The sequence below is a fragment of the Poriferisphaera sp. WC338 genome, assembly GCF_050931845.1.
In the GTDB taxonomy this organism is placed as follows: domain Bacteria; phylum Planctomycetota; class Phycisphaerae; order Phycisphaerales; family Phycisphaeraceae; genus Poriferisphaera.
On the sequence record NZ_CP194516.1, the window covers coordinates 1074598 to 1095477 of the forward strand.

Annotated in this window: 17 protein-coding genes; 8 read left to right on the top strand and 9 right to left on the bottom strand. The window is 45.8% G+C overall.

The genetic code is table 11. The features are described 5' to 3' along the window. The first annotated feature begins 8 nt into the window (after window positions 1-8). Together ACQ6WK_RS04415 and ACQ6WK_RS04420 are read left to right on the top strand one after the other, a co-directional pair. Window positions 9-1064: an SGNH/GDSL hydrolase family protein gene (locus ACQ6WK_RS04415; protein WP_432799534.1), complete on the top strand. Its 1056-nt coding sequence runs from the start codon at window positions 9-11 to the stop codon at window positions 1062-1064. Between the two features lie 354 nt (window positions 1065-1418). Beyond that, a complete protein-coding gene (locus tag ACQ6WK_RS04420; protein ID WP_432799535.1) occupies window positions 1419-2693 on the top strand; it encodes a Gfo/Idh/MocA family protein in 1275 nt (424 codons plus the stop codon). 2 nt (window positions 2694-2695) lie between these two features. Here ACQ6WK_RS04420 and ACQ6WK_RS04425 read toward each other — a convergent pair whose 3' ends face one another. Then, complete coding sequence (locus ACQ6WK_RS04425; protein WP_432799536.1) at window positions 2696-3490, bottom strand: sugar phosphate isomerase/epimerase family protein; 795 nt, start codon at window positions 3488-3490, stop codon at window positions 2696-2698. A gap of 369 nt (window positions 3491-3859) precedes the next feature. Between ACQ6WK_RS04425 and pulA the strand changes: the two genes are divergently transcribed. Then, window positions 3860-6418, top strand: coding sequence for a type I pullulanase (gene pulA / locus ACQ6WK_RS04430; protein WP_432799537.1), 2559 nt, complete (start codon window positions 3860-3862; stop codon window positions 6416-6418). Between the two features lie 38 nt (window positions 6419-6456). Here pulA and ACQ6WK_RS04435 read toward each other — a convergent pair whose 3' ends face one another. Together ACQ6WK_RS04435 and ACQ6WK_RS04440 are read right to left on the bottom strand one after the other, a co-directional pair. Continuing rightward, on the bottom strand, window positions 6457-7344 hold the full coding sequence (locus ACQ6WK_RS04435; protein WP_432799538.1) for an aldo/keto reductase: 888 nt from the start codon (window positions 7342-7344) through the stop codon (window positions 6457-6459). Window positions 7345-7372: 28 nt separating this feature from the next. Then, a complete protein-coding gene (locus ACQ6WK_RS04440) occupies window positions 7373-8149 on the bottom strand; it encodes an SDR family oxidoreductase (protein ID WP_432799539.1) in 777 nt (258 codons plus the stop codon). A gap of 172 nt (window positions 8150-8321) precedes the next feature. On the opposite strand from ACQ6WK_RS04440, the gene ACQ6WK_RS04445 reads away from it, so the two are divergent. Together ACQ6WK_RS04445 and ACQ6WK_RS04450 are read left to right on the top strand one after the other, a co-directional pair. Further along, window positions 8322-9074, top strand: coding sequence for a GntR family transcriptional regulator (locus tag ACQ6WK_RS04445; RefSeq protein ID WP_432799540.1), 753 nt, complete (start codon window positions 8322-8324; stop codon window positions 9072-9074). A gap of 77 nt (window positions 9075-9151) precedes the next feature. Beyond that, window positions 9152-9991 carry an HpcH/HpaI aldolase family protein gene (locus ACQ6WK_RS04450; protein WP_432799541.1) on the top strand — a complete coding sequence of 280 codons (840 nt, stop codon included), beginning with the start codon at window positions 9152-9154 and terminating at the stop codon, window positions 9989-9991. Window positions 9992-10009: 18 nt separating this feature from the next. Here ACQ6WK_RS04450 and ACQ6WK_RS04455 read toward each other — a convergent pair whose 3' ends face one another. The 5 genes from ACQ6WK_RS04455 to ACQ6WK_RS04475 all read right to left on the bottom strand — a co-directional run bounded on the left by ACQ6WK_RS04455 (window position 10010) and on the right by ACQ6WK_RS04475 (window position 15733). After that, window positions 10010-11155 carry a Gfo/Idh/MocA family protein gene (locus ACQ6WK_RS04455; protein ID WP_432799542.1) on the bottom strand — a complete coding sequence of 382 codons (1146 nt, stop codon included), beginning with the start codon at window positions 11153-11155 and terminating at the stop codon, window positions 10010-10012. Between the two features lie 66 nt (window positions 11156-11221). After that, entirely contained in the window at window positions 11222-12601 is a 1380-nt protein-coding gene (locus tag ACQ6WK_RS04460) for an aspartate aminotransferase family protein (RefSeq protein WP_432799543.1), read from the bottom strand. 113 nt (window positions 12602-12714) lie between these two features. Beyond that, complete coding sequence (locus ACQ6WK_RS04465; protein ID WP_432799544.1) at window positions 12715-13659, bottom strand: hypothetical protein; 945 nt, start codon at window positions 13657-13659, stop codon at window positions 12715-12717. 7 nt (window positions 13660-13666) lie between these two features. Then, window positions 13667-14920, bottom strand: a complete 1254-nt coding sequence (locus ACQ6WK_RS04470; RefSeq protein ID WP_432799545.1) for an amidohydrolase family protein — start codon at window positions 14918-14920, stop codon at window positions 13667-13669. 30 nt (window positions 14921-14950) lie between these two features. Continuing rightward, on the bottom strand, window positions 14951-15733 hold the full coding sequence (locus ACQ6WK_RS04475; protein ID WP_432799546.1) for a DeoR/GlpR family DNA-binding transcription regulator: 783 nt from the start codon (window positions 15731-15733) through the stop codon (window positions 14951-14953). 73 nt (window positions 15734-15806) lie between these two features. On the opposite strand from ACQ6WK_RS04475, the gene ACQ6WK_RS04480 reads away from it, so the two are divergent. Then, a complete protein-coding gene (locus ACQ6WK_RS04480) occupies window positions 15807-17189 on the top strand; it encodes a neutral/alkaline non-lysosomal ceramidase N-terminal domain-containing protein (protein ID WP_432799547.1) in 1383 nt (460 codons plus the stop codon). Continuing rightward, a complete protein-coding gene (locus ACQ6WK_RS04485; RefSeq protein ID WP_432799548.1) occupies window positions 17167-18516 on the top strand; it encodes an FGGY-family carbohydrate kinase in 1350 nt (449 codons plus the stop codon). The genes ACQ6WK_RS04480 and ACQ6WK_RS04485 overlap by 23 nt, the downstream gene beginning before the upstream one ends. Here ACQ6WK_RS04485 and ACQ6WK_RS04490 read toward each other — a convergent pair. Continuing rightward, the gene (locus tag ACQ6WK_RS04490) at window positions 18499-19770 is read right to left on the bottom strand and encodes an L-rhamnose isomerase (protein WP_432799549.1); all 1272 of its coding nucleotides are present in this window, start codon (window positions 19768-19770) and stop codon (window positions 18499-18501) included. The two genes, ACQ6WK_RS04485 and ACQ6WK_RS04490, sit on opposite strands and share 18 nt — an antisense overlap. 185 nt (window positions 19771-19955) lie before the next feature. Here ACQ6WK_RS04490 and ACQ6WK_RS04495 point away from each other — a divergent pair, with 185 nt between their 5' ends. After that, complete coding sequence (locus ACQ6WK_RS04495) at window positions 19956-20861, top strand: AraC family transcriptional regulator (RefSeq protein ID WP_432799550.1); 906 nt, start codon at window positions 19956-19958, stop codon at window positions 20859-20861. Window positions 20862-20880 lie beyond the last annotated feature (19 nt).

Sequence of the window (20880 nt, forward strand, 5' to 3'; positions counted from 1 at the left end):
ATGTGATTATGGTTTACAGAATTGGGTTTAGAGCCGTTGTTTTTGCAATCGCATGTGGTATATCAGGAGTGTTATGTGCTCAAAGTGGCCCTTCTGGACCAAGTGGCCCAGCACCGGTCGTTTATAGCCGTATCATTTCATTCGGCGATAGCTTGAGTGATGTTGGAAATACGAGTGGTAAGACACGTAGTAGCATTTTCATCCCAGATTTCCCTAAAGACAATTACGATGTGAATGGTGGGCATAAGCGATTTTCGGATGGCCATGTTTGGGTTGAGCAGCTTGCTGTGTTGCTCAAGAATAACGGTCGTCTATCAAACTCAACGGTGAAACGCTCCACACGCGGTGATGGCGGTTTCAATTACTCATGGGGAGGTGCAAGATCTGGGCCTGGCAAGAATTCAAGGGCGGGTATTTTTGGGATCAGCTTGTTTGATATCCCTAATGTTGGATCGCAGATAGATCAGTACATCAGCGATAAGAATCCAACAACATCAGCGGCATCAAAAGCGTTATATACGATTTGGGCTGGCGGCAATAATTATCTAGAGGGCCAGACCAATACCACTAATCGAGTAAATGAAATTGCAAGTCATATCACGACGCTTGCAAACAAGGGTGCAAAGCATTTTGTGATTCCCAATTTACCGCAGTTTGGAAAAATTCCGCGCTTTCGACCAGGGCAGGCAGATGAAGCCAAGCGAATTGAAATGAATAATCGCTCCAAAGACCACAACAACAAACTTGCCGCGAAACTGGAGCAACTACGCAATTCTCTCGGTATCAATATTTTTGAGATCGACATTGAATCGCTCTTCGATGATATTTTTGATAAACCGAGTGACTTTGGGCTTGCTAATGTGAAGAGCCAGGCTAAGAACGTAGACCAATCAATTCGGCATACATACCTATTCTTTGATGATATCCATCCAACCTCAGGTGGTGGTCATCGGTTGATGGCAGAGGCAGCATTAGCTGAGTTAGTGCCTGAGCCAACTACAGCATTGCTTCTTCTTTCAGCGTCGGTGTTTGGGCTAGCCAGACGGCGAAGATTGGCTGCGTAGTGAATTGTTCTATACGGCAAGGCCTAGGATAGTATGGGGATTGTGTTGGTGTTGAGATATTGCTGTATTGATTTAAGATAAAAGTATGCCTTGAAATGGGGCATACTTTTTTAATTATTCGGTGGCGTGGTCAAATGATGTTCGTGTGCCATCTTTTATGCACAATCGGAAATGACAATAATAGAAGTTTGCAATAATAGACTTTCTAATATGCTTCCAGCGGTTTTTTTAGCAAAATAATGCATTTCAATTGAATAGCGTAATTAACAGTTAAAATCGTAGTGTATCATCTATTCTCTTGCATTAATGGTATGGGTAAAGAAGATGGGATTGTTAGCAATTAAGGATTCGTGAATGTCTTCAAGTAACAGTAAGCCGATCCGATTAGGTGTCTGTGGATTGGGTGGATACGCAAGAGTTGTACTCAAGATGTTGCAGGCTGCCGCGGATAAGTTTGAGCCAAGGTTTGAGTTAGTTGCCGCCTGCGATTTGGACCTTGCGGCTCATGGTGACTTGACGCCGGTACTGAAAGATCGTGGTGTTTCGTTGTATGAGAACTATGCGGAGATGCTTAAACATCCAGCACTTGACGTGGTTTGGTTGCCGCTGCCGATTCAGTTGCATGCTCCGTATACAAAGCAGGCGGTGGCTGCGGGTATTGCGGTGATCTGTGAGAAGCCGACTGCGGGTTGTATTGATGATCTCTATGACATGATTAAGGTTCGTGATGAGAGTGGGCAGCCGGTGTTTATTTCGTATCACACGATTCCGCATAGTGCGTGTGTTAAGGCAAAGACATTGCTCATGGAGGGGGTAATTGGGAAAGTGCAGCATGCCTCGCTTGTTGCGAGTTGGCCACGTCATCTGCAGTATTACAATCGTAATAATTGGGCAGGGAGATTAAAGGTTGATCAGACTTGGGTGCTTGATTCGCCGATGAATAATGCGCTGTCGCATTTTGTTAACTTGGTATTATATTTGCTTGGCTCTTCATTCGATGCATGGGCAGATCCATGTTGGTTGGATGTAGAACTGTATCGTGCTAATAAGATTGAAAATTTTGATACTGTTTGTGCGCAACTTAAAAATTGTAATAAAACCACGGCCCAGGTTATTTTGACACATGCTGCTAAAAAGCAATTTGGTCCTGAGTTAAAGATTGTCGGTGATCAAGGGGTGATGTGGTGGGAGCAGGATCGGATTCGGATCGCAAGGCATGGGGAAGCGGTTGAAGTGGTTTATGAGCATGGTGATGATGATATTGCGATGCGCTTGTCGCTTGTTAAGAGTGCGGCCAGATTTATTTACGGTATGCCTGCTGATGGTGTGTCATATACGACGCTCGAATCAACAATCCCACATATGAAGGTTGTTTGCGGTGCTTCTGAGGCTACGCCGGTTTATGATGTGCCCGCAGAATTTACATACACTTATGATGATCCATCAAATGGCCCTGCGGTTGCTATTAAGGGTTTTGAGGAAGTAATTAGCGCCTGTTCGGATGGAGGTTTAATGTTGCATGAATCTGGGCTGTTGCAATTTGCAAAGCCGCATGGCTCGATTGATCTGACTGACTATGTTTCGTTTGCAGGACCCGCAGAATATCAAGCAATAAGCACAAACGGATAAGATTATTTCTGGGCGGTGTGAGTATGATGCAGCAGTTGTTTTAAAGTGGCAGCATCAGCAAGGAATTGATCAGGTGAATCGTTCTTCGCAAATTCCAGCATGGCGGTGCAGTTGTGTTCTGCGTCTTTAATCATCTTGAAATATGATACCCATTGTGTATAGCCCTCTTGGAGAGCAAGGCGAGTAGGATGATGTTCATCTTGGCCACGCAGCCACGCGAAGACGTGGATATCGCCTAATATCGGTAGGATTGCAGCGAGATCATCCTTTGGGTCTTGCGGCATGTTATGTGAGAGTGGTTGCCAATACATTTTAACATTGTCGTGATTGATATCGTTGTGAAGTTTGATAGCTGCTGCGGCATGATCTGTAAGTGAATTGCCATGAAATTCAAATGCAATTTGCTTGCCGGCCGCTGCGGCTTTTTCGGCGATGCGTTTTCCGTCCGCGATTACTTTTTCCCAATGTATGGAGCTTGCTGCATCCGTTCCTTTTGAGCCAGCCCAAACACGGATCCTTGGTGCATCAAGCTCGCAAGTAGTATCGAGTACAGCATCAAAAGATAGGCCTTCTGTTTCGCTTTCGCCGACCTTGTAGTACGACCCGAAAGCTGCAATTTGTAGTCCGGCATCATCTGTCTGCTTTCGTACATCTCGTGCTTGATCTAGATTGCCGTGTGGCACGTGGATGTCGCCTCCCCATTCGATTGCATCAAGGCCCGCTTTGGAAACAAGCTCGATGATTTTTTTTGAGCTGAGTTGTCGAAATGTGATTGAAACCAAGCCGGTGCGGATCATGTCTGGCTCCTACGCAGACGTACATATTAGTTCCTTGCATCTTCTATTTGATATGACTGTGTGGCAACTCAGGTGGCTTTACAAATGAAGACAATCTTATTGGCGAGGTTGTCAATATGAGGGAGGTTGTGAGTTCTATAGGGTCAAAGAGTCGCGATTTAGATAGGTTAACAGTTAAGTTTGCCAAGGGTTCTGTGAGAAGCGTTTCGGGGTCTGATTTGATTGATTAGAGTTAAATCATTTATTTTCAATAGGATACGTAGTATTAGTTTTACCTTGTAGTCTCTCTGGAAATTGGTAAACTGTTTAAATAGATTGTTAAATTACAGCGGTGTGGCATTATGCGCCGTTAGATAGGATCCGATAGCTATGAAAGTATCTTCAAATGATGTTCGTGTGCTTTGGCTTTTGGCATTGATGGTATTGATGCCATTTTCACTGGTTGAGGCGCGCGGATTGTCGGCAGTCACGCCGAATCTTGCGAAGGTAAAGCCGGCAGCACCGGAGAGCGTCAAAAGTGGCAGCTTGCTTGTGCTCCATTATTATCGTCCAGACGGCAACTACCGCGGGTGGAATGTTTGGGCCTGGCAAGACGGCAAGGAAGGAAAGTCGTATCCTCTTAGCAGTAAAGATCATTTTGGTGCATACGCTAAGATCAAAATGTCCAACCGGACAGACAAAATAAATTTCATCATCAGGCTCAATAATTGGGAGCATAAAGACGTGGATCATGATCGTTCAACCGCCATTGGCAGTGCTGGCGTTTCTGAGGTTTGGCTGGTTTCAGAAGATGCAAATATTTACACCAAGCCATCGGCGATCGACTTCAGCCTAAAGATTAAGAACGCATTTCTTGATCAGCTCGGACGTATCAGCTTGAATCTGTCGCAACCTATTAATTCCAAGGAAGTGAAGCCAAGTGAAGTCGTGGTTCGAGTTGGCAGTGAAGCACGCGAGGTCCGAGGGATTCAAACTAAGAGCAGTACGACCAAGCAGTTGGATGTTGTGTTAGCTAAGCCGCTGTCAGGGTCAGACTTGTCTCGTCCGATTACAGTGGAATTGCCTGGCTATGCACCTGCGATTGTTTATGCACGTGATGCGCTCGATCAGGTGACCGCGCTTGGTGCTAAGCTTGGCGCGTATGCCGATTCGCAATCAACAACATTCAGAACTTGGTCGCCGGTGGCAAGTGAAGTTGACTTGCTGCTTTTTGATATAGCCGATGTTGTGGAGCCATCTCGCACAATCGCGCTTGAGCCGCAGGAAGATGGTGTCTGGCAAGTAAATGTGGGTGGGGACTTGCACGGCACGTACTATCAATACCGCTTCAAATCATACGGCGAATCGCGCATTGTTGCGGACATCCATTGTTTTGCAGCTGCGCCCGATAGCAGCAAATCTATGGTGGTGGATCTTGGTCGCACAGATCCGGCCGGCTGGGATGCGCACGAAGTACCGAAATCAGCAAGCCAAGTAGATGAAGTGATCTACGAGGTTCATGTTCGCGACTTTTCGGTGACGGATCAATCTGTTCCAGTGGAGCAACGCGGTAAATTCCTTGGCATGACTCACCTGAGTACTGAAGGTAAAGTCAGTACCAGCCTGTCGCACCTAAAAGAGCTTGGTGTGACTGCGGTGCATCTGCTTCCGATTCAAGATTACACCGCATCACTGACAGAATATAACTGGGGCTATTGGACGGCACTGTTTAATGTGCCTGAAGCTCAGTACAGTACTAAGCCGCATCAGCCCGCAGAAACCATCCGTGAGCTGAAGCAAACCATTAAGATCCTGCATGAGAACAATATCCGCGTGATTCTTGATGTGGTTTATAACCACACTAGTTCATCGTTTGGCTACTCCCCGTTTGATCAGGCTGTGCCGTGGTATTTCTTCCGTACTACATCCGATGGTCAACTTTGCAATGAATCGGGTTGTGGTAATGCGTTTGCAGACGAACGGTTGATGGCACGCAAGTACATGATTGACTCGCTCCGATACTGGGCGGAGGAGTACAAAGTTGACGGTTTCCGCTTCGACCTCATCGGTATGCATTACCCCGAAACGATCAAGCAGGTGGCGAAAGAGCTTCGTGCTGTGCGTCCAGATCTCACAATCTATGGTGAACCATGGACTGGCGGAGGCCCAACCCATTTTGGCAAGGGCGTTCAAAAGAACACAACGGTGGCGGTTTTTAATGATAATATTCGTAACGCTATTCGTGGCGACCTTGATGGTAAGCAAACTGGTTTTGCGACAGGCGACGGCGGCGACTATGAAAGTATTAAACGTGGTGTGATGGGTGCAATCAACGACTTTACCGCATCACCGACTGAGACCGTGAACTATGTGTCTGCGCATGATAATCGAACATTTTGGGATAAGCTCAACTATACTCATACGTCATTAAATGAACGTACTAAGCGCAGTATGCTCAAGCTTGCGCAAGGCATTGTTCTCACAAGCCAAGGCATCCCATTCCTGCATGGCGGTTCTGACTTTGCCCGTACCAAAGGTGGTAATCATAACTCCTACAATGCTGGCGATGGCGTGAATCATTTTGATTGGAAGCGTAAGCAGCACTATAAAGATGTGAATCGGTATATTCGCGGTTTGATTGCTATGCGAAAGGCGCATCCTGCGTTTCGTATGCGTGATGCTGCAGCTGTGCGTCAGAATCTGAACTACATTGATACACATAGCGCTAGTATTGGCTATGTACTTAATGGTAAGGCGGTTGGTGATACTTGGGGTACGATCTTTGTTGCTTACAACGGTGAAGGTGTTCGGACTAATGTCACATTGCCCTCAGGAAAATGGTCTGTTGTGGTTAATGAAGCGTCAGCGGGCAACGAAACACTGAGGCAGGTACAGGGCAAGGCAGTACTGCCGCCATACTCAGTGTTCGTAGCTTATCAAAATGATTAATATGTTTTAATGCTTGGTGTATACGCATAGCGATGATGTCATGCGCTGTGCCGCGGCCATTTGCCCGGATGCAAGATTTCATCATGATCAAGCTGGTAAGTTTTAAGTGTTGTCAGTGATGATGTTACCGCATGGTGGTGGCTTAATCCCGAGAGGTTTTCCTGAAGATCATTTGCAGAGTTCACGCCAATCACAAGGCGATCAATTTCTGGAAATGAAAGTACAAAATTAATCAGGATCGATGAGAGCGGTGCAGAGATTTGTTTTGATAGTTGCTGAAGGGCGCGGAGCTGCGGTTTGGCTGGATTGAAATGTTCCGGTAGTTCATATGGATTCAAGAAAAAAATGCCTTGCAGAAAAACAGACCGCACATGGATTTCAATATTGCGTTTTTTTAGCTCCGCAAAGTAGGGCGCAAATCTTTGATCAAATACATTAAACGGAATCTGAATTAAATCAAGCTCAGTATTCTCGTTGAGTACTCGCTCAAGGTGCTCAGGGTAATAAAATGAGATGCCAATTTTCTTGGCAAGGCCTCGTTCTTTCAAGCGAACGATTTCTTTGTATTTTCCATCCAACTCATAATCAGAATAATCATGAAGCAGGTAACCATACAATGATGAGCACCGGAGATTCGTAATTGATTGCAGGCATCGTTTATGGATTTGATCTACGGGAGTGCCAATGGGCATCTTCGAAATGTACTGAAAGGTTTGTTGCTCTGGCTTGTATGCTTTGCCAAGTACGATTTCGCTTTCACCATAGGCCGATGCTGTATCTAGCATGTTGATGTTGTGGGCTGCAGCGGTTTGGAGGATTTCAGCAATCGTTTGGTCTGGGAGGCGTATTTGGTTAATGCCGTAAGTCTGGCCAAAGTGTGCTGTGCCTAAAGCGAGTCGCTTTGCATTATAAAGATTCGATTGCATGAGTGTTGATCCGTGTTCAAAGCAAGAATTAAGCGGTATAGCCGCCATCAACAACAAGATTGCTGCCTGTAATATAGGATGAGGCATCCGATGCAAGAAAGATGATCGCACCCATGAGGTCTTCTTGGTTGGCCATTCGCCCAAGGAAAGTGCGTTTATTGTATCGATCGACGAATGTTTGGTTTTGTCCGGTGTAGAATCCGCCAGGGCTGATCGTATTGGCACGGACATTGTTCGGACCAAGTTTGGCCGCAGCAAAACGTGTGAGTTGGATCATACCTCCCTTGTGGATGTAATAGTCTGGCGGAAGATTCCAGTTCAATCCTTCATACAGCGAATAGTCAGGCCCGACCATGCCTTGGATCGATCCGATGTTGATGATGCTGCCTTGCTTGTTTGCAGCCATGTGATTGCCAAAGACGCGCGTCATCTCAAGAATGCCGGTCAGGTTGGTTTGTATGCTGTCCTGGAATTTTGAGAGATCATCATCCCAATCCTTCATGGGTCTGGACACAGCATTGTTAACTAGAATGTCAATTTTTCCAATGTGATTGGTGGACCACTCGAATAATGCTCGGATGGAATCCGGATCAGCTTGGTCAAGTTGATGAGCATGTGCGCAGAAACCATCTGCGTTAAGCTCGTCTGCGAATTGGCTAATGTGGGCAAGATTTCGGCTGGCGATGATCGTCCTGGTGCCAGCTTCGGCAAGTCCGCGGGTGATCTGCTGTCCGTACAAGCCGCTGCCGCCAGTAACAATGGCGGTTTTGCCTTCCAGGCTAAATCTGTCTTTAGCGTGCTGCATGTATGGCCCTCCCGAGATAACGGCTCCATGGGCTGGATTTGAAGTATCTGTAAACATTTATATTGAAACGATTAGCGTCATTATATGTATTGCAATGCATATTGCGTATCATATATAAGGAATACTGTGTATGCAATATTGATTTATAAATATGCAATCGTATAATGAACTGATGCAACCAAAAAGAATCGCAAGTACGACAAGGGAAATCTACAACAAGCTCAGAACGGGATTAGCGATGGGCGTTTATCTGCCAGGCGAGCCGTTGCGCGAAGTACATCTTGCAGATACATTGGGCGTTAGCCGTACGCCCATCCGGGAAGCGATCATGCTGCTTGAGCATGAGGGATTTGTTGAACATCGTCCTAGAGCAGGAGCTTATGTACGGGTTGTAAGTCGTAACGAAAGAGAAGCACTATATGAAATGCGGGAAACGCTGGAATGCTATGCAGTTGAGAAATCAATTGAATATATAACAAAAAGTGATTTAGATCGCCTTGATATTTTATGTAAAAAGATGCATGAGATGGCGATTAAGGTACGTGAAACAGAAGGTACGATTACAGACACGGTTCATCGCGAAACCATACAGATCGACATTGAATTTCATATGACCATCATTCGGTGTTGCGCAAACCCATGGGTGTTGAAGACAGTTAACGATTTGCATCTCATGCGATGCGTGTTTGGGGACAATAAACTGCATAATATTGAAGAGATGTCCTTAAATAGATGGGCGTTGACTTGGCGAGATCATCTACGGATAACGCAGGCTTTGCGAGTGGGGGATGCAGCAAAAGCAAAATTTCACATGCATGACCATCTGCGAAGATCGACTGTTGATGCACTGCAGCGTTATGATCGTCATTGTCGGTCGTTGGAAGCACAGAAAGCAACTGTGCCTTGGCCAAATCTAAACGACTGATCGTACGGATAACGAGTATCTATCTAACTCTTACTAGAGTCAGTCGTGCGTATATATAGTAAATATAGGATTCATTTATGTGGCATAAAATTGGAGTCAATCGTCCTAGCCGTGTGCTTACAAAGCTTCGATCTGGAAGGGTTGCAATTTCAGTTAAGCTAAATTTAGCAGATCAGCGGGCTGCACTTATTGCTTCGCAATCTGGATATGACTGTTTGTGGCTTGATCATGAACATGTTCCGAATTCAATTCAACAAACAGAGAGCATGATTCACGCGGGATTGATTTACGATGTTGATAGCTTGGTGAGAGTTAGGAAGGGGTGTTATTCAGATTTTATACTGCCGCTGGAAATGGGAGCTGCAGGGATTATGATCCCGCATGTGATGTCTGTTGATGAGGCTAAGGAGATTGTGTACCAAACACGATTTCACCCAATTGGTCGGCGGGCTTGGGATGGAGGTAATGCGGATGGTGGGTTTTGTGAAATCGCAGCGAAGGATTATATGAGGCAGTCGAACGAGAATCGGTTTGTGATCTTGCAGATAGAAGATCCGGAAGTAATGCCGGATATAGAGAAGATTGCAGCTTTAGACGGTGTGGACATGCTTCTGTTTGGGCCCGGTGATTATTCACAAGCAATTGGTGAGCCCGGTAACACAAACCATCCTGAAGTTGTCGAAGCTAGGGAACGGGTGGTGAGTGTGTGTGAGCAATATCACAAGTTTGCTGGCACTGTCGGGACGCTCGAGAATCTTCCGGGATTACTTGAAATGGGTTATCAGTTTGTGAATGTTGGGGCAGATGTCGTGGCGTTGACCGCTTATTTTAAGCAAATTACGCAAACGATTGCATCAGACCTTGGTTATGAATTATCAGGCAGCGCGGTAATGTCTGAATCTCATTACCGCGCTTGAATTAATCATGAGTTGGATCTATTGGGCTGTTGTGTGCATTGGCATTGGACGCAATGCTTCGGTGAAAATGCGGTGGCTGGTGGCGGTTTCTTCTGGCCTTACGCATCCAGAAAAATGGTTTGGTGTAGTTCGCTCAGAAAGTTCATAAATGAACGCGGCCCACATTTGGAGGATCGCATCAGTGAATCCGAATTCAAAGATTGGTCCAGTAATAGTCGGATAGGCGGTTTCAAATCCTGTTTGACACGCTTTCCAGGTTTGATTTGCTTCATCGCTATTCAGCAGGAGTAGTTGCTTAGGATTGGCTGTGTTATATCTTGCCGATTGTTTGGTGCCAAGAATTTCAATGTACCAACTGTTTTTTTCACCAGGTGCGATACGTTGTGTTTTTAGTTCCCATGGAAAAGTTGATGATGTTGTTTCGTCTATACATTCGATGAGTAGTGATGCGTTATCCCATGTTTCGCAAGGTACTTTGTTTGTACGGGATTGATCTTGATATCGTGATGTAACAAGATTGCTTAGAATGCTATGTACGCGACCAATATTCCAGCCAGCACGGATTGGGACATGGCACGCATGCATACCAAGATCACCGAGTACACCATATTCACCATTGAATTCAATTTGGCGTTTCCAGTTGATTGGTTTATTGACATTGAGATCTGAACTGTGAAGAAAGCCACTTCTTACTTCGATGATTTGTCCAAAGGCTTTGGATTCAATCATTTCACCAATTCTTTGTACTGCGGGAAAAAATGGAAATTGTGAGACACATCGTACAAAGACATTTGGATGATTGGCCATACAATCGAGAATATTTTTGTTTGCTTCAAGATCGATCCCGAATGGCTTTTCACCCATCAGGTGTTTGTCTGCTTTAATAGCGGCAACATAAGTTTCCTCATGTAGATGATGTGGCAGAGCGATATACACAGCATCAACTTCATCATTATTCAAAATATCACGATAGTCGTGCGTAAATTGCTTGATAGTTGAGAAATGCTGTTTGAACCATGGAAATGGCTTATCAGATCGATTGCAAATTGCGACGATCTCGGGTTTTGCGGGCATGTCTTGTAGATGGCACCATCGGGCGGCTGCGGAGGCGAATTCTTTACCCATCAGGCCGCAGCCGATGATTCCAAAACGTATTGTTTTCATAGTTTGCTCGATTATTAAAAAAGAGGCGGGGTGAAATACAATTCATCCCCACCTCCCTGTGGTGGTTTAGTAGCCAAGTTCTTGTGCGGTTTCGCCGATGGCTTCGTCGATGATGTCGAGGCCCTTAAGCAGTGTGTCGTCGTCCATGACAATTGGTGGACTCATGCGTAAGATGTGTCCGGCAGGAATCCAAGCAAGCCCTTTTGCGAATGCTTTCTTGTACACCATCGCACCTGCTTCGTTGAAAGGTTCTTTCGTGGATTTATCTTTCACGAGTTCAATGCCCATCAGGCACCCTTTAGCTCGAACATCGCCGACAATGTTGTGTTCATTGAGCATTCTCTCCATGCGTTTGTTGGCGATGTCGCCAAGATGCATTGCGTGTTCGAGGAGGTTTTCTTCTTCAATGACTTCGGTTGATGCCAGTGCTGCTGCACATGCCATAGGGTTACCGCCGTAGCTACTTGACGCGCTAATGGCTTCAAAGCTTTCTTTGTACTTCTCACTTACAGCCACGCAGGTTACAGGGAATCCATTGCCGAAGCCTTTGCCGATGGTCACGATGTCGGGAGTAACATCCCAATGTTCCATGCAAAGCCACTTGCCAGTTCGTCCCCATGAAGCCAGTACTTCATCGATCATGAGCAGCAAACCTTTATCGTCACAATATTGCCGCAGTTTTGGGAAGAAATCATCGGGTGGCATGACAGTACCGCCCCAACCTTGAATCGGTTCGAGACAGAAGCCGGCAACGTCGTGAACTGTGCCTTTGTTGATGTACTCGTCATAAAATCGGATGTAAGCATCGGTATCAATTGTTCCGTTTTCATCTACCCAGATCGGGCGATACACATCGGGTCGCGGGACCATATGCATACCGGGGGCACGGACGGAGCCGTAGACGGAGCTACGGATATGGCCGAGCGAAACACTGCCATATGATTTTCCGTGGTAATCATAAAAGCAGGAGATAATCTCGTTTTTGTTTGAAGCGGCTCGGAGTACGCGAAGGCCGGCCTCGACTGCGGTTGTGCCTGAATCATAAAACTGGAAGCCGTTAAGGTCACCTGGTAGAACCTCTGCGAGTTTTTCGCATAAAGCTGTTTTGATGGGTGTGGTAAAGTCATGCGCGTTCATAAGTGTTTTGGCATGTTGCGCGATGGCTTCACTGATCTTGGGATGACAGTGTCCAAGCGTTGTGACATAGATGCCTGATGAAAAGTCAATGTATTGATTGCCGTCCGCGTCTTGCAGTACGCAACCTTCACCTTTTGTGAAGGTAACAGGAAAGAGTTTGACTTGGCCGGAAAGTCCTTTGAAATACTCCGTGCATCGGTCATGGTAGGCCACGGATTTTGGGCCGGGTAGGGGCGTATTGATTTCGGGAACCTTGTTCAGGTCTACTTGACCCCATGAGAGTGTTGAAAATTCAGTCGTTGTAGTCATGTTGTTGTACCTAATTGTGTTCAATATTGTTCATAATTAACATTTGTAGGCAAAAATTTTTAATGCCTTGTGATTTTGTTACTTTAGTACAGGTAAAGGGTTAGTGATCACGATTAATAGCCTTTGTCCCACGTCGGTTCAATATTTTGGGCAACGGTTTCACTGATGATCACTTCGGTTGGTACTGTTTGCAGGATGGAACTGGGTAGTTTGGGTGTGATAGGTCCGTGGTAGCAGAGGCGAGCTATGAGCCTTTGCCAGCTGGTCCATGTGCCGTGCACACCAAGTGCGGCTATTTCCATTCGCGCCTTGGCAGTGAGAATTTCTTTAGGGCCAATGGTAACGGCTTTGGGTGGTACAGCAGCGAGGTCGCCGCTTGCACCAAAACATCCGTGCAATGAATTTTGTGCGATGGTGTATGGGCTGAGTGTGACAATACGTGTACTGGCTTCTTTCCAGTCTTCCAGAGGTAAGTCGAATTCTGGGGCATCAGGTTCAATGAAGGCCATGTGTCCAGTCCAGCCAGGACCGGAATATGATTTGTCGATGCCGCCAAGATCCATCATGAGATCTAGGTAATGGTCGATATTGGTATTGTTTGGTCCGATCAGCTGTTCTAGTGGTGGGCGGAGATGCTCGTCAATATTTTGCCAAAAGAATGACCGTAGTGAATTGACAAAACCAAACTCCCAATTAGACGGGGCAATGTTGCCATCCTGATCGGCGTATTCATCCAATGCGAACATCCATACATGATCACAATTGATTTGGTTTTGATTAATGAGGTGTGCAACATGGCGGTAGGTCGGACAAGGATTTGGAAGAAGTAATACGCATTTGCGATTCTCTTCTCTTGTTTTGGAGATTAGTGAAAAAAGGTCTGCCACAAAGTAGGGTTCGACGTCAATATCTTCCATGACTGTGATTTTGAAGTCAGGATTGGGGTGCTTATCAATATCATCACGTGTGATCTGACGGCATCGATTAATTGCGTCAATATCTCTAAATGGCACTGTGTTTGAAGGCTGATAAGTAAATGTTGATGTTCGCGTGGTCATGTTTCCCTCATTGTGTGATTTTATTTGTGTTCTGCTGAATCAGATAGCTTTGCGAATCAGAATGATACGTGAGTTTGCCCTGAAGCCAAGTGAAGTCAGGTTGTAAATTGTGATGATCCGGATTCCATAGAACGAGGTCTGCATCGGCTCCAACTACAATCCGTCCTTTGTTCTTCATCTGGATAATGTTTGCAGGCGTTGATGTACCCATCTGCCATATTTGTGATTCAGGAAGGTCAATCCATTTGAACAGGTTCTGCATCCCTTTATTCATGGTTAAAGTACTGCCTGCAAGTGAACCGTGCTGCTTGGTATTAGGGGCATGGATACGAGCGGCATTATTGTGGCGTGTTTGTATGGTCATATTCCACGCCGGAATTTCGTAGATGCCTTCATCAAGCCCTGCACCAATATTGGAATCTGTTATGAGTGCGACTTGCTCAGTTGATTTGGCTGCAATAGCGGCCTTAATCGCAGATGAATGGACATGGGTGCCGTCGCAGATAAAGTCTACGGTTGTGTCTTTGTCCGCAAGTATTTCTTCAACGATGCCGACAGGACGTACGCCAGGCTCGGTTTCTTCTGGGGGATAAAAAACATTATAAAAGTGAGTCGCATGGTGGGCCCCAGCTTGGATGGCAGTTTGAGTTTGTGTGGTTGTTGCTTGAGTATGTGTCATAAAAACACTTATTTCATAGTCTTTTAGTGTTTCAATGATGGGGATAATATTTTTTGTGTCAGGGCTAATGGACATCGCTTTTAATGTGCCGTCAGCAGCAGCAATAATCTCTTTCAGCAAAACAATATCGCCAGGGACTGTTTCTGCACCAGCTCCTGGGAGTGCAAGAAATGGCCCTTCGAAATGGAAGCCGGGTGAATAGTGGTGATTGGCTTTGAGTGTAGCAGCAAGTCCCGAAATCTTGTGTAATTTATCTTTTGAGAATAGGCGGTAGATTGTGGGCAGAATACTGGTGACACCATACTTTGACTGAGCTTGCATGCCTGAAAGTAAATCACTTGGAGATGCTTCGTAAAGATAGTTTTCAATACCGTGAGTATGTAAATCAATAAGACCGGGTGTTAATAACGCGCCTTGTCCATCAAGGATATTCAAGTTGCTTGGAGGGCTTTTGGGATGTACTTGATTGGCACAGATTTGATCAATCTGGCCATTGCAAATCAAGACAGACGATTCAGCTTGAATACGATCTGGAAGTAATAAGCGGACGTTCTTGATAAGCCAATTTGCACCGGGGTGCATGTGTCTGTTCCTATGAGTCGTGGGTGTTGGTTACTGTGCTTGAAGTATCTTAACGCCAGTGGATTCTAGTCGTTTCGTAGCATTTTTATCGAGTAAACTGTCCGTAATAAGCCCTTGCCAGTCACGCAAATTACCAAATCGCATGAGTGAGGTACGATCAATTTTGCTATGGTCGGCGACGGCATAAACACGAAGGGCAGCGGAAGACATTCGTTTTAGCATACGACCTAAGTCGGGTGAGTTATTGTATAGATTGCCTTGGAGGTCGATCGCATCGACGCCGATGAAGGCAATGTCTGCCCTTAATAAGTCAAGATTGTTGTCGGTAATGGCACCGATGAGGTCGGGAGAATCTTTGCGGAGTTGCCCGCCAATGATGATGACGTCGATGTTGTCGAGGCCGAACAATTCAGAGGCGATGGGAAGTGATGTTGTAATGACGCGGAGATCTTGAATGTGTTTGAGGTGTTTTGCGATTTGGAGGGTGGTCGTACTGGAATCAAGCAGGACAGAGTCACCCGGTTGGATGAGTGCTGTAGCGATCTCTGCAATTTTGCGTTTTTCAGATGCATTCTGTTGGGAACGCTCAAGAAAGCGGAACTCGAAGCTGATGCGCGCGGCAGGGGCGGCCCCCCCGTGCGTGCGGATTGCTTTGTTGCTGTCGCAGAGTTCTTGTAGATCACGCCTGATGGTCATACCGCTGACGCCAAATTCATCGGCAAGCATGTCGATGCTGCATTCACCATGCTTTTTAAGCAGGTCAAGAATTCTGTTGCGTCTGCTATCGGGACTTGTTGTAATTGAATGTGTCATTATGATGCATTATTGTTTAAAATGAACAAAAGTCAACATCATTTTACTCGCTGTGGTGGCGGAGTTATATGTAATGTCTGAAAATATAGAGAATTACGATCAATCCCCACATTATCAGGTTGGTGTATTTGAGGTGGAGATTACGCCGCCTCAACCCTTTTTCTTGCATGGGTACCCACACGTTGATCGGATAAGTGAGGGAATTAACGATCATTTGCTAGCTTCTGCTATGTGTATTTCTGATGGCAATTCAGAGGTTGTATTTGTTGGCTGCGATCTGATTTTTGTGACACAGGGCATGGTGAGGCGAGCACGCCAGATGATTGAACAGCGAACGGGCTTGCCGGGGCGATGTATTATGATTACGGCAACGCATACGCATTCTGGTCCTGTGATTGTGAATTTGGCACATCATGATGAGGATAATGTTGAGCCGAAACCAGATGCGGAGGTGATTGAATTTATTACGAGTAGAATTGTTGATGCGGCGGTTGGTGCGATTGAAAACAAACAAACTGCGGTACTTCGATATGGCGAAGGGGATATGGCAGGTTTAGGAACCAATCGACGCGATCCAGAAGGGCCATCGATCAAGAAATTGCCTGTTCTTATTGCAGAGTCTAATGTCAATCATAAGATCATCGGCGTGATGGCGGTTTGCGCCATGCATCCGACAGTGCTTCATGAAGATTCACGTATGATTAGCGGTGACTTTCCGGGGTTGGCACGTTCTATATTAAAAGAAAAAGTACTTAGTGAAGGTGTGTTTGTTTATCACATGGGAGCTGCTGGCAATCAAAGTCCGCGACATGTGGTAAAGGCAAACAATATGGAAGAGGCTAAGCGGTTGGGCAAGATTCTGGCAGATCAAATTTGTGATGTTATTAATTCTGCGGAAGTAATGGGTCATGTTTGTGTTGATGCATGTATGGATTGTGTGGCATTGCCGGTGCGTGAATTACCTAGTGTTGGAGTGGCAAAGAGAGCATCTGAAGATGCAAAGGAGAAGCTTGATCTGATGCGCAAGTCAGGGGAGGCGGAGGCGGAGATAAGAACGGCTGAATGTGACTGGTTTGGTGCGGAGGAAATACTGGGTTTAACTTATGCTGCGCAAGATGGGCGGCTTGAACATGCGGTTGCAATGACAAACCCTGCTGAGATTCAATTATTTCGAATTGGTGATTCGGTTTGGGGCGCATGGCCAGCAGAGGTATTTGTTGAATTTGCGATCGCATGTCAGGCGTATTGCGGGCACATCAATATCATGACTTGTGCAAATGGTGAGATGCAGGGGTATTTGGTGACGACGCAAGCGATACAGGAGGGCGGATATGAAGCGTGTAATGCGATTTATGCGAGTCCTGAAAGCGGGGAACGATTGGTTGCGATAACAAATCGATTGTATGCGGGCTTGATGGAAAGTGAGGTTGGGCATGGGCCATGTGCTAGCAATTGATCTTGGGACAACGAATTTTAAGGCAGCAGTCTTTGATGAACAGTGCGAGTTGGTTGCTGTTCGAAGGGTCCGCACGCCAATTAAGAATGGACCGGATGGTGAGCGAGAGATTGATGCTTGCGTGTTTCAGGGTACTGTGAAGCGTTTGCTTCAATCTGTATTAGGTGATCCGAAAGTTTCACGTGAAGCGGTGCAGGCAGTGAGTTATTCTTCTCAGGCCAATAGTTTTCTATTGTTGGATGAGAAGGATCGGCCTTTAGGGCCAATGTTAGTGTGGAATGATGCTCAATATCAGCATGATGTAGAGTTGGTACGGCAAGTCAATGCGTTGAATAAATATGCAGAAACGGGGATGCCAAGGATTAATTCTGTGGGTGTATTGCCAGCGAAATTGAACGGAATCAAAAAGTATGATTATGACAGATGGGCGAGGGCGCATCGTGTTGCGCTGATGAGCGACTATCTCACTTGGCTGTTCACGGGGAAATGGGTTGCGGAGTTGGGTGGTACTGCATTAACAAGCCTGATTGATATTCATAAGTATGCATGGCGAGAGGATGTGATATCAGAACTAGGAATTGATTGCTTGGCCTTTTCGGAATTAGGATGGGCAGGGCAGGATTTGGGCGTGATCGATCAGGATTGGCTATCTATGTTAGGATTGCCCCATGATTGTCGTTTTGTACTTGGTTGCTTAGATCAATATGCAGGTGTGATTGGGGCTGGCGTTCGCGAGCCGGGTGAGTTATGCGAAACCACAGGTACGGTTTTGTCAGTCGTGAGGCGAACAAATCAAAGCAATCTTGAATTCAGCGATGGTGGGGAAATCTTTGTTGGTCCAGCAGAAAGTCCGGGCCAGTATTATCAAATGTGTTTTTCGATCGTAGGGGGTGGATTCATTGAGCAATACCAGATTGCGAACGATATCACGATTGACCTTGAAGCAATGAATGTGGAATTACAGCATATTTGCTCCCGCAGGCTACAAATCGAGCTTGACCGTGATCAGTCGAGGCTAATGTGCGAGCCGGTTTTTATAGGGGGAGATGGGACGGTTTGTGCAGGTGAGTTTGTTGCTGCAATTATGGTGGGTGTTGCGGATGAACTTAAGGATCTGTGTGAAGCATTATGTGGGGATGTGTTGCCTAGAGAAATTGTTTGCGTTGGCGGTGCATCAAAAAGCTCACTTTGGCGGGGGATGAAGTCGCGCATACTTGGTGTGGCAATGCATGCAAGCGATTGTGAAGAGCCAGCCTGTAAAGGGGCCGCAATTCTTGCATTTAAAGCTTTAAGTGAGAGAGAAACGCAGTCATCCTCTCAAGCTTAACACCTCAGATTCATAGTTACGAACTTCCGTAAGCCATTCCGATTCGGTAGGTACATTGTTCTTTTGGCAATAGTAGTTCCATACCGCCCCGAAGGGAAGTGTTTTTGATTCTTCAAGTAGCGCAAGTCGTGCGGTGAAATCACCGTTTATCTCAGCTTGGCGCATTTGCTGGATTGGCTCAAGATGTGCGATCAAAAGTGCTTTAATCATGTTTCGAGTGCCAATGACCCATGCAGCAATGCGATTGATACTGGCATCAAAAAAATCCAAGCCGATATGTATGCGGTTAGTATAGTTGCTGCGAACAATCTCCTGCGCAATAGCAGTCAATTCATCGTTGAGCGTGACAACATGATCACTGTCCCATCGAACACCTCGACTGACATGCAGCAGGATTTGGTCCAGATAATTCATGACGGAAGAGATTTTGTCAGAGATTACTTCGGTGGGGTGGAAGTGTCCGGCATCAAGGCAGTAGAGTTTTTTTCGACTTATTGCGTATCCAAGATAAAATTCATGCGATCCGATTACGCAGCTTTCTGAACCAATACCAAAGAGTTTACTTTCAACAGAATCTAGAAGGTGATTGGGATCATGTTTAATTTTGAAAATGGAATCCAATGATTGTGTCAGTCGGTCACGCGGCGTTTTGCGATCGATTGGTGTGTCTTTGAAACCGTCGGGTATCCAGATATTGTTGACGCACGGTGAGCCGGTTTGTTTGCCCATTTCTGCCGCAACTGTTCTTGATGCAATGCAGTGTTCGATCCAGAACTGCCGAGTATGCACATCTTGATGGGAAAGCGTGAATCCACTGTTGGCAAGTGGGTGGCTGAAGCAGCTGGGATTAAAATCGAGTCCAATGTTGTTTTGTTTTGCCCAATCGATCCAACGTGAAAAATGGGTGGGTGTGATATTGTTACGATCAACTTTTTTGCCATTGGTTTCAAGATAGATAGCATGGAGGTTAAGTCGGTGTTTGCCGGGGATAAGTGCGTATGCTTGATTCAGATCTTGCCGTAGCTGATCGGCGTCGGTTGCCTTGCCGGGATAGTTTCCTGTGACTGCAAGACCGCCACCCAGAGCGGTATCTGAGTGCTCAAAACCAGCGACATCATCACCCTGCCAGCAGTGAAGTGATATTGGAATTTGCGCAACGACTTGCATGGCGATTTCAGTGTCGACGCCATATTGGTGAAATTGCTCTTTAGCGATCTCATACGCGTGTTCAACGAGATCGGGATTGAAAGACATGGGATTCCTTTCGTCTGAGTATGCAATGAGTATAGTCTCGATCTCTGTATGAAGGGGAAGAAGAAATTCTTATATTACGACAAATAATATTTAAAAATATTGTAAAAATCAGTTTATTGTGTGACTATTAAATAATAACGTATACATAATACGACATAATACTATTTGGTGGATAGATTTTTAATATGTCAAAAATAACCAGTGGCTACTTGCCAATCAACGAAGATACCATGACGCAGTCGCTCTATGTGACCGGAGCGGGGAGTGCACATGTGCCAATAGGGGCGAAGTACCCACAGGGTATTCATCCACATCTATATCAATTCACATGGCAGAAAGGCAGGGTGCTTCCAGAATATCAGGTTATCTATATCCATGATGGGTACGGTGTTTTTGAATCATATGAGACCGGCCAACTTAAAATTCAGCCGAGGACATTACTTGTTTTGTTTCCTGATCGTTGGCATAGATATAGGCCAGATACGAAAACAGGGTGGTCTGAGTATTGGATTTCACTTCACGGAGAGGTTCTCTATCGTTGGCAGGATCAAGGTTTGTTATCACCTGATAAGCCGTTGATAATATGCTCTAGTCCACAGAAAGTTAAAGCAGAGTGTCGTCACATTATTCGTCATGTTTGCGCTTCGAAATTTGAGTATCCAATAGAGGTATTGCCGCATACATTGCGTTTAATGTCTTATGTGTTGGATCGCGAGGGAGATGTGTTGAAGGAGGGCCATCGAGAGAATAGCACTGCAGTGGAACAACTATCAGAGGAGGGTATGACGCAGCAGGCGATACAATTTATTTGGAATCATGGGCATCGGCAGATTTCTGTGCAGGATGTGGCGGATCAGTTTCCGGTTTCGAGGCGGACTTTGGAGCGATATTTCAACGTTATATGTGGTCGTAGTATTTTAGACGAGTTGATTGCTTGCCGCATTGGTCGAGCGAAACGATTATTGAAGTGCACACATATGTCAGTAAAGCAGATTGCGTTTACAACTGGGTTCAGCAGTTCATCGCATCTATGTCGTGTCTTTCAATCTGTATGTCAATGTTCACCGGGGGAGTATCGTAATCAGTCATGAGTTATTTATGCCGTTGAAG

Coding starts and splice junctions, on each gene's coding strand:
- ACQ6WK_RS04415 (WP_432799534.1), top strand. CDS start 9: ATGGTTTACAGAATTGGGTTTAGAGCCGTTGTTTTTGCAATCGCATGT.
- ACQ6WK_RS04420 (WP_432799535.1), top strand. CDS start 1,419: ATGTCTTCAAGTAACAGTAAGCCGATCCGATTAGGTGTCTGTGGATTG.
- ACQ6WK_RS04425 (WP_432799536.1), bottom strand. CDS start 3,490: ATGATCCGCACCGGCTTGGTTTCAATCACATTTCGACAACTCAGCTCA.
- pulA (WP_432799537.1), top strand. CDS start 3,860: ATGAAAGTATCTTCAAATGATGTTCGTGTGCTTTGGCTTTTGGCATTG.
- ACQ6WK_RS04435 (WP_432799538.1), bottom strand. CDS start 7,344: ATGCAATCGAATCTTTATAATGCAAAGCGACTCGCTTTAGGCACAGCA.
- ACQ6WK_RS04440 (WP_432799539.1), bottom strand. CDS start 8,149: ATGCAGCACGCTAAAGACAGATTTAGCCTGGAAGGCAAAACCGCCATT.
- ACQ6WK_RS04445 (WP_432799540.1), top strand. CDS start 8,322: ATGCAACCAAAAAGAATCGCAAGTACGACAAGGGAAATCTACAACAAG.
- ACQ6WK_RS04450 (WP_432799541.1), top strand. CDS start 9,152: ATGTGGCATAAAATTGGAGTCAATCGTCCTAGCCGTGTGCTTACAAAG.
- ACQ6WK_RS04455 (WP_432799542.1), bottom strand. CDS start 11,155: ATGAAAACAATACGTTTTGGAATCATCGGCTGCGGCCTGATGGGTAAA.
- ACQ6WK_RS04460 (WP_432799543.1), bottom strand. CDS start 12,601: ATGACTACAACGACTGAATTTTCAACACTCTCATGGGGTCAAGTAGAC.
- ACQ6WK_RS04465 (WP_432799544.1), bottom strand. CDS start 13,659: ATGACCACGCGAACATCAACATTTACTTATCAGCCTTCAAACACAGTG.
- ACQ6WK_RS04470 (WP_432799545.1), bottom strand. CDS start 14,920: ATGCACCCCGGTGCAAATTGGCTTATCAAGAACGTCCGCTTATTACTT.
- ACQ6WK_RS04475 (WP_432799546.1), bottom strand. CDS start 15,733: ATGACACATTCAATTACAACAAGTCCCGATAGCAGACGCAACAGAATT.
- ACQ6WK_RS04480 (WP_432799547.1), top strand. CDS start 15,807: ATGTCTGAAAATATAGAGAATTACGATCAATCCCCACATTATCAGGTT.
- ACQ6WK_RS04485 (WP_432799548.1), top strand. CDS start 17,167: ATGGGCCATGTGCTAGCAATTGATCTTGGGACAACGAATTTTAAGGCA.
- ACQ6WK_RS04490 (WP_432799549.1), bottom strand. CDS start 19,770: ATGTCTTTCAATCCCGATCTCGTTGAACACGCGTATGAGATCGCTAAA.
- ACQ6WK_RS04495 (WP_432799550.1), top strand. CDS start 19,956: ATGTCAAAAATAACCAGTGGCTACTTGCCAATCAACGAAGATACCATG.